Below are 14,322 nucleotides of genomic sequence, written 5' to 3' on the forward strand. Positions count from 1 at the left end.
AATTTTGGGAGGTTATTTTTATGAGTAAAATCATTGGTATTGACTTAGGGACAACAAACTCATGTGTGTCTGTACTTGAAGGTGGAGAGCCTAAGGTCATTCCTAATGCAGAAGGAAACCGCACAACACCATCTGTTGTTGCTTTCAAAAATGGAGAGCGTCAAGTTGGTGAAGTAGCGAAGCGTCAAGCAATTACAAATCCGAATACAATCATGTCCATCAAGCGTCATATGGGGACTAGCCATAAAGAAACGATTGAAGGAAAGGATTATACACCACAAGAAGTATCTGCAATCATTCTTCAACATCTTAAAGCGTACGCAGAAGACTATCTTGGAGAGCCTGTTTCAAAGGCTGTAATTACCGTTCCAGCTTATTTTAATGATGCAGAGCGTCAGGCGACAAAAGATGCTGGGAAAATTGCTGGTCTAGAAGTAGAACGTATTATCAACGAACCAACGGCAGCAGCACTTGCTTATGGTTTAGACAAAATGGATGACGATCAAACGATTCTTGTTTACGACCTTGGAGGCGGAACATTTGACGTGTCTATTTTGGAATTAGGCGATGGTGTATTTGAAGTAAAATCAACAGCAGGTGATAATCGTCTTGGTGGAGATGACTTTGACCAAGTGATTATCGATTATCTAGTTGAGCAATTCAAAAAGGAAAATGCTATTGATCTTTCTAAAGATAAAATGGCGCTTCAACGCCTAAAGGATGCAGCAGAAAAGGCGAAGAAGGATCTTTCAGGTGTTACGACAACTCAAATTTCACTTCCGTTTATTACGGCTGGGGAAGCTGGTCCACTTCACTTGGAAGTGACATTATCTAGAGCGAAATTTGAAGAATTATCTGCAAGCCTTGTAGAAAGAACAATGGGGCCGACTCGTCAAGCACTAAGAGATGCTGGTTTAACACCTGCAGAACTTGATAAAGTTATTCTTGTTGGTGGTTCAACTCGTATTCCTGCGGTACAAGAAGCAATTAAGCGTGAAACAGGTAAAGAGCCACATAAAGGTGTAAATCCAGATGAAGTAGTTGCAATGGGTGCTGCTATTCAAGGTGGAGTTATTTCTGGTGACGTAAAAGATGTTGTTCTTCTTGACGTAACACCATTATCACTTGGTATTGAAACAATGGGTGGCGTATTTACGAAGTTAATTGATCGCAATACGACGATTCCAACTTCAAAGTCACAAGTATTCTCAACTGCGGCAGATAGCCAAACAGCTGTTGATATCCATGTTCTACAAGGTGAGCGTCCAATGGCGGCTGATAACAAAACACTTGGCCGTTTCCAATTAACGGACATTCCACCAGCACCACGTGGTATTCCACAAATTGAAGTATCATTTGATATTGATAAAAATGGTATCGTAAACGTTCGTGCGAAGGATTTAGGTACAAACAAAGAACAGACTATAACAATTAAGTCTTCAACTGGTCTATCAGATGAAGAAATTCAAAAGATGGTTAGAGAAGCAGAAGAAAATGCAGAAGCAGATAAAAAGCTTAAAGAAGAAGTAGAACTACGCAATGAAGCGGATCAGCTTGTATTTACAACTGAAAAGACTCTAAAAGACCTAGAAGGAAAAGTAGATGCGTCTGAAGTAGCTTCAGCAAATGAAGCGAAGGATGCATTAAAGGCTGCGATTGAGAAAAACGAATTAGAAGAAATTCGTGCGAAAAAGGATGCTCTTCAAGAAATCGTTCAAAACTTGACGGTTAAGCTATATGAAGAAGCAGCTAAGCAAGCTCAAGCAGCTGGAGGTCCAGCGGGCGAAAGTGGCAAGGATGACAATGTCGTTGATGCAGAATTTGAAGAAGTAAAAGACGATAAATAGGTTAAGGCTAACTAGCTTAGAAAAAGTCAAAGTCAAATCCAAGCGACTTTGGCTTTTTCATTGCTTTGGGTTGAATGGTAATGTTAAAATAACCTTTATGTGAAATGATTCGGGGAGTGGGCAATCATGAGTAAAAGGGACTACTATGAGGTACTTGGAGTAAGTAAAAGTGCTTCAAAGGATGAGATAAAAAAGGCATACCGAAAGCTTTCGAAAATGTATCATCCTGATATTAATAAGGAAGCAGATGCAGATGAAAAGTTTAAAGAGGTAAAAGAAGCATATGAGGTGTTAAGTGACGACCAAAAGAAAGCACACTATGATCAGTTTGGTCACACGGATCCTAACCAAGGTTTTGGTGGAGGAGATTTTGGTGGTTTTGGCGGCTTTGAGGATATATTTAGCACGTTCTTTGGCGGTGGTGGGTCAAGAAGAAGAGATCCTAATGCACCGAGACAAGGAGCCGACCTTCAATATACAATGACCCTTAGTTTTGAGGAAGCAGTTTTCGGAAAGGAAACCGATTTAGAAATTCCGAGAGAAGAAAATTGTGAAACATGTCACGGATCTGGAGCAAAACCTGGTACGAAGCCAGATACTTGTAGTCATTGTAATGGGGCAGGTCAATTAAATGTGGAGCAAAATACACCATTTGGCCGCATTGTTAACCGTCGAGTTTGTCATTACTGTAGTGGAACCGGGAAACAGATTAAAGACAAGTGTTCAACATGTAGTGGAACCGGGAAAGTGAAGAAGCGTCGTAAGATTCATGTAAAGATTCCTGCAGGTATTGATGATGGTCAACAGCTGCGTGTTGCTGGACAAGGTGAACCTGGAGTAAATGGTGGGCCGGCAGGAGACCTATATGTTGTATTCCATGTCCGTTCACATGAGTTCTTTGAACGCGATGGAGATGATATCTATTGTGAAATGCCTATTACTTTTGTTCAAGCCGCACTTGGTGATGAAGTAGAAGTACCAACACTGCACGGGAAAGTCAAATTGAAAGTGCCTGCTGGTACACAAACAGGAACCAAATTCCGATTGAAAGGAAAAGGTGTTCCAAACGTAAGAGGCTATGGTACAGGTGATCAGCATATTATTATTCGAATCTTAACACCTACAAAGTTAACTGAAAAGCAAAAGCAATTGCTTCATGAGTTTGCAGATGTAAGCGGAAGTGTACCTCAAGGTGAGCATGAAGAAGGTTTTTTTTCAAAAGTAAAAAGAGCATTTAAAGGCGAATAAAAGGAATGGGAGTTGGTAGGATGAAATGGTCAGAACTTTGCATTCATACAACAAATGAGGCAATAGAACCGATCTCAAATATATTGCATGAGGCAGGCGCAAGCGGAGTGGTTATTGAGGATCCATTAGAGCTTGTGAAAGAAAGGGAAGACCAATTCGGTGAAATCTACCAACTCAATCCGAAAGATTATCCGGATGAAGGCGTAATGGTTAAAGCATATTTACCGGTTACAAGCTTCTTGGGAGAAACGGTTGATGCCATAAAAGAATCTATTAACAACTTAAGCATTCATAATATTGATATTGGAAGAAATACAATAACGGTCAGTGAAGTGAATGAAGAGGAATGGGCCACCGCATGGAAGAAGTATTATCATCCAGTGAAAATTTCTGAACGATTTACCATTGTACCTACGTGGGAAGAATATACTCCAGTTTCAAGTGATGAATTAATTATTGAATTGGACCCAGGAATGGCATTCGGTACAGGGACACATCCGACGACAGTAATGTGCATACAGGCGTTAGAAAGAACGGTTAGAAAAGGTGACCGTGTTGTCGACGTTGGAACGGGAACAGGAGTATTAAGTATTGCGTCAGCTATGTTAGGTGCAAGCTCAGTCCTCGCTCTAGATTTAGACGAAGTGGCTGTTAAATCAGCAAAGATTAATAGTAAGCTCAATAAAACACATGAAGTAGTAACCGTAGCTCAAAATAACTTACTTAACGGTGTGGACCAACAGGCAGAAGTGGTAGTTGCAAATATTTTAGCCGAAGTGATTGTTCGATTTACTGATGATGTAGCGAGAGTTGTTAAAAAAGACGGTTATTTTATTTCTTCAGGTATTATTCTACAGAAAAAAGATGAAGTTAGAGCAGCAATTGAACGCTCTGGGTTTGAAATAATAGAGACGATTCAAATGGAAGATTGGATTGCGATGATTGCAAAGAGGCAATAATGTGAAGGGGGATATACCCCCTTTATATATGAAATAAAGAAGGTGTAGCGTGTGCAACGATATTTTGTTGATCAGACAACGGAAGGACGATTTGTCATAAAGGGTGACGATTTCAGGCACATTGTGAAGGTGATGAGATTAAAGATAAGCGATCAAATCATTTGTACGACTTCCAAAGGAGAAGGGGCTATATGTCGAATTGCAGAAATTACCGATGAACAAGTCGTTGCAGACGTTGTACAATGGGAGTTAGTGTCCTCTGAACTGCCAGTTCGTGTGACGATTGCAAGTGGTCTTCCTAAAGGTGATAAGTTAGAGTGGATCATACAAAAAGGCACTGAATTAGGTGCCTATTCTTTCGTTCCAGTTTCAACTGCTAGATCGGTAGTGAAATGGGACGAAAAGAAGGCAGATAAAAAAGTAGATCGTTGGCAAAGGATTGCAAAGGAAGCAGCAGAGCAGTCGCACCGACGGATCGTGCCAACTGTTGCAACTCCTCTTAATTTAGCAAAGCTTGTTAGTCTTTCAAAAGACTATACGTATAAATTAATTGCTTATGAAGAAGAGGCAAAGCAAGGGGAACGTTCAACACTCGCTCGTACTCTTCAAGAAATGAAGAAAGATGACAGTGTCTTAATTGTATTCGGTCCTGAAGGTGGACTAACGGAAGTAGAAGTTGAGTTGCTTTCTAAAGAGGGGTTCCAGTCATGTGGGCTTGGTCCTAGAATTTTACGTACAGAGACAGCACCCTTATACGTGCTGTCAGCTATTTCTTATCAATTTGAACTATTGAGGTGAACAATATGCCATCAGTTGCATTTCATACATTAGGTTGTAAGGTAAATCATTATGAAACAGAAGCCATTTGGCAGCTATTTCAAGAACAGGGATATGAGAGAGTAGACTATGAATCAACTTCAGATGTTTATGTCATTAATACTTGTACAGTAACAAACACAGGGGATAAAAAAAGTCGCCAAGTAATCAGACGTGCGATCCGTAAAAATCCGGATGCCGTTATTTGTGTAACAGGCTGTTATGCACAAACGTCTCCAGCTGAAATTATGGCAATTCCTGGTGTGGATATTGTTGTTGGAACACAGGACCGTGTAAAGATGCTTGAATATATCGAACGATTTAAAGAAGAAAGACAACCAATTAATGCGGTTGGTAATATTATGAAAAATCGTGTTTACGAGGAATTAGATGTTCCTGCGTTTACGGACCGTACTCGTGCGTCTTTAAAGATTCAGGAAGGCTGCAATAACTTCTGTACATTTTGTATCATTCCTTGGGCTCGTGGATTAATGAGGTCTCGTGATCCAAAGGAAGTAATAAAACAAGCACAACAACTAGTTGATGCTGGTTATAAGGAAATCGTATTAACTGGTATTCACACAGGTGGATATGGTGAAGATATGAAGGATTATAATCTTGCTATGTTATTAAAAGATTTAGAAAAAGAAGTGATTGGGCTTGAGAGACTAAGAATCTCTTCCATTGAAGCGAGTCAAATTACCGATGAAGTTATTCAAGTAATGAATGACTCGAATGTTATAGTTAGACATCTTCATATTCCATTGCAGTCTGGTTCTAACACGGTGTTAAAAAGAATGCGCCGTAAGTATACGATGGAGTTCTTTGGTGAGCGCTTAAATCGATTAAAGGAAGCTCTACCCGGTCTTGCAGTCACCTCTGACGTCATCGTTGGTTTCCCTGGTGAAACAGAAGATGAATTTATGGAAACTTATCATTTTATTAAGGAACATAAATTTTCTGAACTGCACGTATTCCCATATTCTAAACGTACGGGTACACCTGCTGCTAGAATGGATGACCAAGTGGATGAAGAAATTAAAAATGAACGTGTGCACCGATTAATATCATTATCGGATCAATTAGCTAAAGAGTATGCTTCAAAATTTGAAGGGGAAGTACTTGAAGTGATTCCTGAAGAACGTTCCAAAAACGGTGAAGGAATGTATGAGGGATATACAGATAATTATTTAAAGGTTATATTTAAAGGGACTGAAGAAATGATTGGACAAATTGTAAAGGTGAAAATTACAAAAGCTGGTTACCCTTACAATGAAGGTCAATTTGTCCGTGTGCTCGATGAGTATGTTAGATCAGCAGAACAAGCAGCGATATAATTTTTGTATTGGAGTGTTTACGATGAAAGAAATCGCGAAAATGATTGATCACACTTTGCTAAAAGCTGAAGCAACAAAAGACCAAATTGAACAATTATGTGCAGAAGCAAAGGAATATCAATTTGCTTCTGTATGTGTGAACCCAACGTGGGTGGCATATGCTAGTGAATTATTAAAGGGAACGGGTGTGGATGTTTGTACGGTCATCGGTTTTCCATTGGGAGCCAATACACCAGAAACAAAAGCATTTGAAACAACGAACGCCATTGAAAATGGTGCAACCGAGGTAGATATGGTTATCAATATCGGTGCTCTAAAAAATGGAGATGACTCTTTGGTAGAAAAAGATATTCAAGCTGTTGTTAACGCTGCAAAAGGTAAAGCTTTAACAAAGGTAATTATTGAAACATCTCTTTTAACAGAAGAGGAAAAGGTTCGTGCATGTCAACTAGCTGTAAGTGCAGGCACTGATTTTGTAAAAACATCTACAGGTTTTGGGGCTGGTGGAGCAACGGTTGCTGATATTGCACTTATGCGCAAGACAGTTGGTCCTACCATTGGTGTGAAGGCCTCAGGTGGAGTAAGAAGTGCGGAAGACGCAAAAAATATGATTGAAGCTGGTGCAACTCGTATTGGAGCTAGCTCAGGCATTGCTATTGTAAAAGGTTTAGTTTCAAATAGTGATTATTAAAAAATAAAAACATGCCAATTGGCATGTTTTTATTTTTTACCATGTAATCTCGTAACAAATGTTGCAAAGTGGCTGGCGAATGGAAGGACAAGTAGCGAAGAGATGACGTTAAACAGGACGCTAATATGAGCCAATTGTACATCGGGCTCTTGAGCTAGGCGACCGGCTATGCTTGAAAGATATGCGATGAATGGGAAAAAGGCAATCACCCCGATTACATTTAACCATATATGTGAATATGCACACAGACGAGCCTCTTTTCCTCCGCCGATACTAGCCACATATCCAGTTACACAGGTTCCAATATTAGCTCCAAGCATGACGGCTATACCAGCACCAATCGTAAGTAACTGACTTGACAGGAACCCCATAATAATTCCTGTCGTTGCAGAGCTTGAGTGGATAAGAGCTGTAATAATAGCCCCCACACCAACACTAAGTAAGTTGCTTTCATTCATATCAATAATTAATTGTTGAATGATTGGTAGACTAGATAAGGGTTTAGCTAAATATTTGAAGCCACTCATAGCTGAAAAAACCGTTGCCATTCCCAGTAGGATCAAGCCAAATGCATTTGCATTTTTATTTTTCATGAAAATAAGTAAGGCTCCTGAAATAGCCATGGGTACAAGAAAAGAGTCGATTTGGAATGTAATAAATTCAGTTGTAAAGGTTGTGCCAATATTGGTTCCAAGTATAATACCAATAGATTGGCGAAATGTTAACAGCCCAGCAGAAATCAATCCAATCGTCATGACCATGACAGCTGAGCTACTTTGTAGAGCTCCTGTAATGATAATGGATGCTAACAGACCTTTCCATGTACGATCGGTTAATTTTACAAGCCATTTTTTAAGTGAATCTGCGGATAAGTTAAATAGTCCAGTGCGCAAAATGGTCATACCAAAAATAAATAATACAATAAAGATACAGAATAAAAGTACACTTAACATGCTATTCCCTCCTTATACATCTTTATTGCAAAGGGATGTGGGACATGCTAAGTATACGTAAGAAAATAAGATATTTTAAAGTTTTATTCATAAATGGACGATAGCTAGTCGAATTACAGTTGACCTTGTATCACTGTTATATTATAATTGCAAAGTACATGGAATTTCCATGTTGTTTGTTGTAAGTGTGTTGTGTTCGGAGGGAGGGAAAGAGAATGTCTAAAACCGTTGTTCGTAAAAACGAATCGCTTGAAGATGCTCTTCGTCGCTTCAAACGTACTGTATCTAAGTCAGGTACTATACAAGAAGCTAGAAAGCGCGAATTCTACGAAAAGCCTAGCGTTAAGCGTAAGAAAAAGTCTGAAGCTGCTAGAAAACGTAAGTGGTAAGAGAGGGTGTGTAAATGAGTCTTCTCGAGCGTTTAAATAATGATATGAAGCAAGCGATGAAAAACAAAGAAAAAGATAAACTTTCCGTTATTCGGATGGTCAAAGCTTCGTTGCAAAATGAAGCTATTAAAACTGGCCAGGAATTATCCGGAGACGAAGAGTTAACTGTCCTTTCTCGCGAAGTAAAGCAACGCAAGGATTCCCTCCATGAATTTGAAAAAGCAGGTCGTGATGACCTAGTTGAGAAACTACGTACTGAATTATCGTATATAGTCGAATATATGCCAAAACAGCTAACGGAAGAGGAACTTTCCGATATAGTGAAAGCGGCGATATTAGAAACAGGTGCTTCTACAAAGGCTGAGATGGGAAAAGTGATGGCAGTACTAATGCCTAAAGTAAAAGGCAAGGCTGATGGATCACTTGTTAATAAACTTGTACAACAACACCTTTCATAATAAACATGCTTTAAAGACTGCAGGGTATACTGCAGTCTTTTTACATATACTTTGAATAAAGAAACTAACTAAGTTTTGAAACCTTTTGTAGGATCATCCGTATACATACTATGCGTCAAGGGAGGAAGGAGGGAAATGGGTGAAGCTTTGTCGATGGATCATGGTCATTTCTTTTTTTATGGTTGGCTTATTGTCGATCCTTCCGCTTAAAGGAGGAGCACAAGGCGAAGCTGTATATGTAGTGCCTGTGGAAGAAACCGTTGAGAAAGGTCTTTACGCCTTCTTATCGCGAGCTGTAAAAGAGGCTGAAGAAGAAAATGCAAAAGCAATTATTTTTACAATCAATACACCAGGAGGCGCTGTCGATGCGGCAGGGAAAATAGGCCAATTACTGTCGGCGACGAGTATAAAAACCATTGCGTTTGTTGACAATCAAGCGTTATCAGCAGGAGCGTATATTTCGCTTAATATGGATGAGATTTATATGGTGCCAAGTGGAACGATTGGTTCGGCTGCTGTCATTGACCAAGCAGGAAATGCTGCTGATGAAAAAGCGCAATCCTACTGGTTAAGTGCCATGAAAGCGGCGGCAGAACAAAGTGGACGGGATCCCATCTATGCACAAGCAATGGCTGATCGTGAAGTAGACTTACCTGAGTATGGGGCACCAACTGGAAAGTTGTTAACATTGACTGCCGATCAGGCGGAGGAAGTGGGATATTCAGAAGGGACTGTTACTAGCTTAGAGGATTTACTTTCAGTACTTGATTTATCTGGCGCAAAGCTTATAACTGTAGAAGAGAGCTTTGCAGAAAAAATCGCGCGTTTCATCACACATCCTGTTGTTGTTCCTATTTTGCTATCGATTGGCAGTCTTGGATTAATTCTTGAGTTATACTCACCAGGGTTTGGAATCCCAGGATTTATGGGACTTTCATCGTTGCTACTATTCTTCTACGGACATTTAGTGGCAGGATTAGCTGGCTTTGAAACTTTAATCTTATTTGTCATAGGAATTGGACTCATATTGTTGGAGTTGTTTTTACCTGGCGGAATTGCAGGTATTTTTGGTCTAGCGGCTATTTTAGCAAGTTTGTTTCTAGCCACGGATAATGTTGTTCATATGGGAATCTCGATACTTATTGCATTGAGTGTTTCTGTATTAGCATCGATCTTAATGGTAAAGGTGTTTGGTAAAAAGATGAAATTCTTTAGAAGGATTATTCTAACTGACTCCACAAAAAGCGAAGCCGGTTACGTTTCAAATAAAAATCGTCCGGAGATCGTAGGGAAAGTGGGAATCACACTCACGGCATTACGTCCAGCAGGTACTATTGTTTTAGATGATGAGCGCATTGATGTCGTTAGTGAGGGTAGTTTTATTGGAAAAGATAAGAGAGTAAAGATAGTGAAATCTGAAGGAGCTAGAATTGTTGTCAGAGAGATAAATGAACCATTGTCTAAGGAGGAAGAAGAATGATTTTAGGATCTGGAACGATATTTGTACTTGTTTTAGTTGTATTAGGAATTGTTTTATTATCTGTTTTGCTTACATTTGTACCGGTTATGCTCTGGATTTCAGCCCTTGCTGCAGGCGTTAAAGTAAGCATTTTTACACTGATTGGAATGAGATTACGTCGAGTTATCCCTAGTAGAGTAATCAATCCATTAATTAAGGCACATAAAGCTGGTTTGGATGTTACAACTAATCAGCTAGAAAGCCATTACTTAGCGGGTGGTAATGTAGATAGAGTGGTTAATGCATTGATTGCTGCACATCGTGCGAATATTGAATTGTCTTTCGAACGAGCGGCTGCGATTGATTTAGCGGGTCGTGATGTATTAGAGGCAGTACAGATGAGCGTAAATCCTAAGGTGATTGAAACTCCATTTATCGCTGGGGTTGCTATGGATGGAATTGAGGTAAAAGCAAAAGCGAGAATTACCGTGCGTGCCAATATCGAACGTTTAGTCGGTGGTGCTGGTGAAGAAACGATTGTTGCTCGTGTTGGGGAAGGAATTGTTTCCACAATTGGTTCCTCTGACAATCATAAAAAAGTGTTAGAAAATCCAGATATGATCTCACAAACTGTCTTGTCAAAAGGCTTAGACGCGGGTACGGCATTTGAAATTCTGTCGATTGATATTGCGGATGTTGATATCGGAAAGAATATTGGTGCTGAATTACAAACAGAACAAGCGGAAGCAGATAAAAAGATCGCTCAAGCAAAAGCAGAGGAACGCAGAGCGATGGCGGTAGCTCAGGAACAGGAAATGAAAGCACGGGTTGAAGAAATGAGAGCAAAAGTAGTAGAAGCAGAAGCAAAGGTACCACTTGCCATGTCAGAGGCGTTAACTTCTGGGAAAATTGGTGTCATGGATTATTTAAATATCCAAAACATTGCCGCTGACACGAGTATGAGAGATTCTATTGGTAAACCAGACGGAAATACAGATAAAAAATAATACGGTTACTTAACGTAAAGCAAGGAGGTGTCCATCTTTGCAATTTCTATTGGAAAATCCCTTTATCTTAGTTGTATTGATCGGGATTATTTCCTCCTTCTATAAACAGATGAAGGGCACGGGGGAAGACGACCGTCAAAAAAAGGGTAAACAGCCAAAGCCTTTTCTCCCTGGACAAACAACAGAGAAACCAAAACCTTTCATCGACTTTGATTTTGGGGAAATTCAACAAAAGTTTGAACGTCCTCGAGGGGAAAAGAAAGAACCTGTAGTAACACAAAGCTTGAGCACCAATCGAGTGCAAGAAGTGAAAAACCCTTATCGAGAACAACAGTCCACTCCAGTCAAGAAGATGGACCGTCAATCGACGGGTCGATTAAATCAGCAGACGAGAGTGGAACCGGCTGCTAAAACAGATCATGACCTCCGTGTATCTAGCCAGACATTAAGGGATGCGGTTATTTGGTCAGAAATTTTGGGTCCACCTAAAGCAAAACAGGGTTATCATCGAAAAAGAACGAATTCACACTACTAAAACATGGCAGAATTGCTGAAAAAGTAGTGCTAGAACCCCCATTCATTTCATAAATATGAGATGAAAGGGGGTTCTTTTTTTATGGCTAAAAGGTGGGGGCAACGTGTAAGAAACTGGATGACCCAAACAATGGATCTTCCACAAGATGTCATGATGGATTTACCCCGCATTACTATGATTGGTCAAATCCACATCTATATTGAGAACCACCGTGGCTTACTCACTTTCTCAGAGAAAGAACTAAGACTGCTTTTAAAGCAAGGGCAGTTGTTAATAAAGGGCAAGGCATTTGTCATTAAGACGATACTTCCAGAGGAGATTCTACTCGAAGGAAAAATTGAACACGTTATTTATCTTGAAGAATAAGAGCTTTAATTGATTTCGTCTGAAAGGTAAGGAGGCAGAATATGAAGAACCAATGGATTTACTACTATACGGGAATTGTATCTGTAAAGGTGACAGGAAAAGGCCTTGAAAGATTTATTAACACGCTAACAAGAGAGCAAGTTTCAATCTGGAGAGTAAAGCGTCATGGCGTAAACGCCATGAGCTTTGAAATAAAAGTGGAGGATGCCCACAAAATTAGGAAGGTTGTTAGGAACTCAGGCTGTAAAATTGAGTTCCAGCGACGGACAGGCCTTCCTTTTCTGATGAAAAGAGCCATTAAAAATATTGGTTTCTTTATCGGTGCCTTTCTTTTTTTAATTGTCATTACCCTGCTTTCAAACATGGTATGGGGAATCGAAATTAAAGGAGCAGACCCGGCAACAGAATATAAGATTCGTAAAACCCTTGATGAAATAGGAGTGAAAAAGGGTAAATTTCAGTGGTCATTAGGTACCCCAGATGCGATTCAAAAGTCGATTACTGACAGTATGGATGAATTAACATGGATAGGAGTGGAGTTACAGGGGACAACCTACCATTTACAGGTAGTCGAAAAAAACGAACCTGAAAAACAAAAGGAATACGGCCCTCAAAATTTAGTAGCAAAAAAGAAAGCAACGGTTGTTGACTATTTTGTTGAAGAAGGAAAAACCTTGGTTTCGCTCAATGAAGTCGTTTCTCCAGGGAAAATTTTAGTATCAGGGACAATTGGTAGAGAAGGAGAGGAGCAGCTCGTACCGGCAAGGGGAGAAGTTTTAGGTGAAACTTGGTATTGGACAGAGGTTGAACTTCCTTTGTCAACGAACTTTCAAGTGTACACGGGAAATGAAGTAAGAAAACATACAATAACTATAGGTGGATTTAACATTCCTATTTGGGGGTTTGGGAAGGTTGAGTACAAACAATCGGTAACAGAGGAAAATACGAAGCCCATTAAATTCCTAAAATGGAATTTGCCGATTTCTTACCAACAATCCACGATTCGTGAAAGTGAAAATGAGACAAGGGTATATACGGAAAAACAAGCATATACTGTCGCAAGAGAAATGGCTAGAAAAGATATAAAAAGTCTCCTACCTGAAGATGCTAAAATAAAAGGGGAAAAAGTTTTGCGCCAATTGGTCAAGAATGGTAAAGTTAACTTAATTATTCATTTTCAAGTTATTGAAAATATTGCAGAACCTCAACCAATTACTCAAGGAGACTCGGAATGACAGAAGAACTAAAAACGATTAGTGTAAATCTCGAAAATCCAAATGAAGCCATCGCTCTACTAGGTAATGCTGATGCAAATATTAAAATGATTGAGCAGGAATTGGGTGTATCGATTGTAACCAGAGGCGGAACCGTAAGTGTGTCGGGCTCGACTGAAAATGTTGAGATGGTTACAAACATTATCAGTAATTTATTGTATGTTATTAGAAAAGGCATTAATATTAGCGGACGAGATTGTATGTATGCCATTCAAATGTCTAAGAAAGGTACATTAGAGTACTTTAAGGACATATATGAAGAAGAAATTGCGAAAAATGCCAAAGGCAAGTCAATAAGAGTGAAAACTCTCGGTCAGCAGCAGTATTTAACGGCGATGAAGAAGCATGATCTCGTTTTTGGTATTGGTCCAGCAGGTACGGGAAAAACATATTTAGCTGTGGTTATGGCAGTGAATGCATTAAAAAATGGAAATGTAAAACGAATTATCTTAACAAGACCAGCAGTCGAAGCAGGAGAAAGTCTCGGATTTTTACCGGGGGACTTAAAAGAAAAGGTTGACCCGTATTTACGTCCACTATATGATGCACTTCATGATATCTTAGGAACAGAGCATACACAGCGTATGATCGAACGAGGAACGATAGAAATTGCTCCTCTAGCCTATATGAGGGGAAGAACCTTAGATGATGCCTTTGTTATTTTAGATGAAGCACAAAACACAACACAGGCACAGATGAAAATGTTCTTAACACGACTTGGTTTCGGCTCTAAAATGGTCATTACCGGTGATCAAACACAAATCGACCTACCGAAAGGTGTAAAATCGGGTTTGATAACGGCAGAGTCCATCCTAACATCAGTAAAGGGAATTTCCATTATTCATTTAGAACAAAGCGATGTGGTTAGACACCCTCTGGTAGGTCGAATCATTCAAGCGTACGAAAAGCAATCTAATGAGTAAACCGTTCGAGCTGAAATCGAACGGTTTTTTCTTGTTTTTTGAAAAAGATGCATCTTCTCT

At 39.6% G+C, this 14,322-nt stretch carries 15 protein-coding genes; 14 read left to right on the forward strand and 1 reads right to left on the reverse strand.

Annotated features, from left to right (window positions below):
• Positions 1–20: 20 nt before the first annotated feature.
• From dnaK to deoC, 6 genes are all read left to right on the forward strand, one after another.
• Positions 21–1,847, forward strand: a complete 1,827-nt coding sequence (gene dnaK, locus ACQ5H4_RS10150; protein WP_430774815.1) for a molecular chaperone DnaK — start codon at positions 21–23, stop codon at positions 1,845–1,847.
• Positions 1,848–1,973: 126 nt separating this feature from the next.
• Positions 1,974–3,095 carry a molecular chaperone DnaJ gene (gene dnaJ / locus ACQ5H4_RS10155; RefSeq protein WP_430774816.1) on the forward strand — a complete coding sequence of 374 codons (1,122 nt, stop codon included), beginning with the start codon at positions 1,974–1,976 and terminating at the stop codon, positions 3,093–3,095.
• Between the two features lie 20 nt (positions 3,096–3,115).
• Positions 3,116–4,054: a 50S ribosomal protein L11 methyltransferase gene (prmA, locus tag ACQ5H4_RS10160; protein WP_430774817.1), complete on the forward strand. Its 939-nt coding sequence runs from the start codon at positions 3,116–3,118 to the stop codon at positions 4,052–4,054.
• A 51-nt stretch (positions 4,055–4,105) separates the two neighbouring features.
• The gene (locus tag ACQ5H4_RS10165; RefSeq protein WP_430774818.1) at positions 4,106–4,852 is read left to right on the forward strand and encodes a 16S rRNA (uracil(1498)-N(3))-methyltransferase; all 747 of its coding nucleotides are present in this window, start codon (positions 4,106–4,108) and stop codon (positions 4,850–4,852) included.
• A gap of 5 nt (positions 4,853–4,857) precedes the next feature.
• Positions 4,858–6,207 (forward strand): tRNA (N(6)-L-threonylcarbamoyladenosine(37)-C(2))-methylthiotransferase MtaB, encoded by a 1,350-nt coding sequence (mtaB, locus tag ACQ5H4_RS10170; RefSeq protein ID WP_430774819.1) that lies wholly within the window; start codon positions 4,858–4,860, stop codon positions 6,205–6,207.
• 22 nt (positions 6,208–6,229) lie between these two features.
• Complete coding sequence (deoC, locus tag ACQ5H4_RS10175) at positions 6,230–6,898, forward strand: deoxyribose-phosphate aldolase (RefSeq protein WP_430774820.1); 669 nt, start codon at positions 6,230–6,232, stop codon at positions 6,896–6,898.
• Positions 6,899–6,927: 29 nt separating this feature from the next.
• Here deoC and ACQ5H4_RS10180 read toward each other — a convergent pair whose 3' ends face one another.
• Entirely contained in the window at positions 6,928–7,851 is a 924-nt protein-coding gene (locus tag ACQ5H4_RS10180; RefSeq protein ID WP_430774821.1) for a Na/Pi symporter, read from the reverse strand.
• 215 nt (positions 7,852–8,066) lie between these two features.
• On the opposite strand from ACQ5H4_RS10180, the gene rpsU reads away from it, so the two are divergent.
• The 8 genes from rpsU (at position 8,067) to ACQ5H4_RS10220 (ending at position 14,262) form a co-directional block, all read left to right on the forward strand.
• Positions 8,067–8,240: a 30S ribosomal protein S21 gene (gene rpsU, locus ACQ5H4_RS10185; protein WP_019154564.1), complete on the forward strand. Its 174-nt coding sequence runs from the start codon at positions 8,067–8,069 to the stop codon at positions 8,238–8,240.
• A 14-nt stretch (positions 8,241–8,254) separates the two neighbouring features.
• A complete protein-coding gene (locus ACQ5H4_RS10190; RefSeq protein ID WP_430774822.1) occupies positions 8,255–8,698 on the forward strand; it encodes a GatB/YqeY domain-containing protein in 444 nt (147 codons plus the stop codon).
• Positions 8,699–8,876: 178 nt separating this feature from the next.
• Positions 8,877–10,178, forward strand: a complete 1,302-nt coding sequence (locus ACQ5H4_RS10195; RefSeq protein WP_430774948.1) for an NfeD family protein — start codon at positions 8,877–8,879, stop codon at positions 10,176–10,178.
• On the forward strand, positions 10,175–11,164 hold the full coding sequence (gene floA / locus ACQ5H4_RS10200) for a flotillin-like protein FloA (protein ID WP_430774823.1): 990 nt from the start codon (positions 10,175–10,177) through the stop codon (positions 11,162–11,164). Before ACQ5H4_RS10195 ends, floA begins: the two co-directional genes overlap by 4 nt.
• A 37-nt stretch (positions 11,165–11,201) precedes the next feature.
• On the forward strand, positions 11,202–11,699 hold the full coding sequence (locus ACQ5H4_RS10205) for a hypothetical protein (protein WP_430774824.1): 498 nt from the start codon (positions 11,202–11,204) through the stop codon (positions 11,697–11,699).
• A gap of 81 nt (positions 11,700–11,780) precedes the next feature.
• Complete coding sequence (yqfC, locus tag ACQ5H4_RS10210; protein ID WP_119709176.1) at positions 11,781–12,065, forward strand: sporulation protein YqfC; 285 nt, start codon at positions 11,781–11,783, stop codon at positions 12,063–12,065.
• Between the two features lie 41 nt (positions 12,066–12,106).
• Complete coding sequence (yqfD, locus tag ACQ5H4_RS10215) at positions 12,107–13,300, forward strand: sporulation protein YqfD (RefSeq protein ID WP_430774825.1); 1,194 nt, start codon at positions 12,107–12,109, stop codon at positions 13,298–13,300.
• Positions 13,297–14,262, forward strand: coding sequence for a PhoH family protein (locus tag ACQ5H4_RS10220; RefSeq protein ID WP_430774826.1), 966 nt, complete (start codon positions 13,297–13,299; stop codon positions 14,260–14,262). Before yqfD ends, ACQ5H4_RS10220 begins: the two co-directional genes overlap by 4 nt.
• The last annotated feature ends 60 nt before the right edge of the window (positions 14,263–14,322 follow it).

Source organism: Bacillus coreaensis, from assembly GCF_050586445.1.
Classification (GTDB): Bacteria; Bacillota; Bacilli; order Bacillales; family Cytobacillaceae; genus Robertmurraya_A; species Robertmurraya_A coreaensis.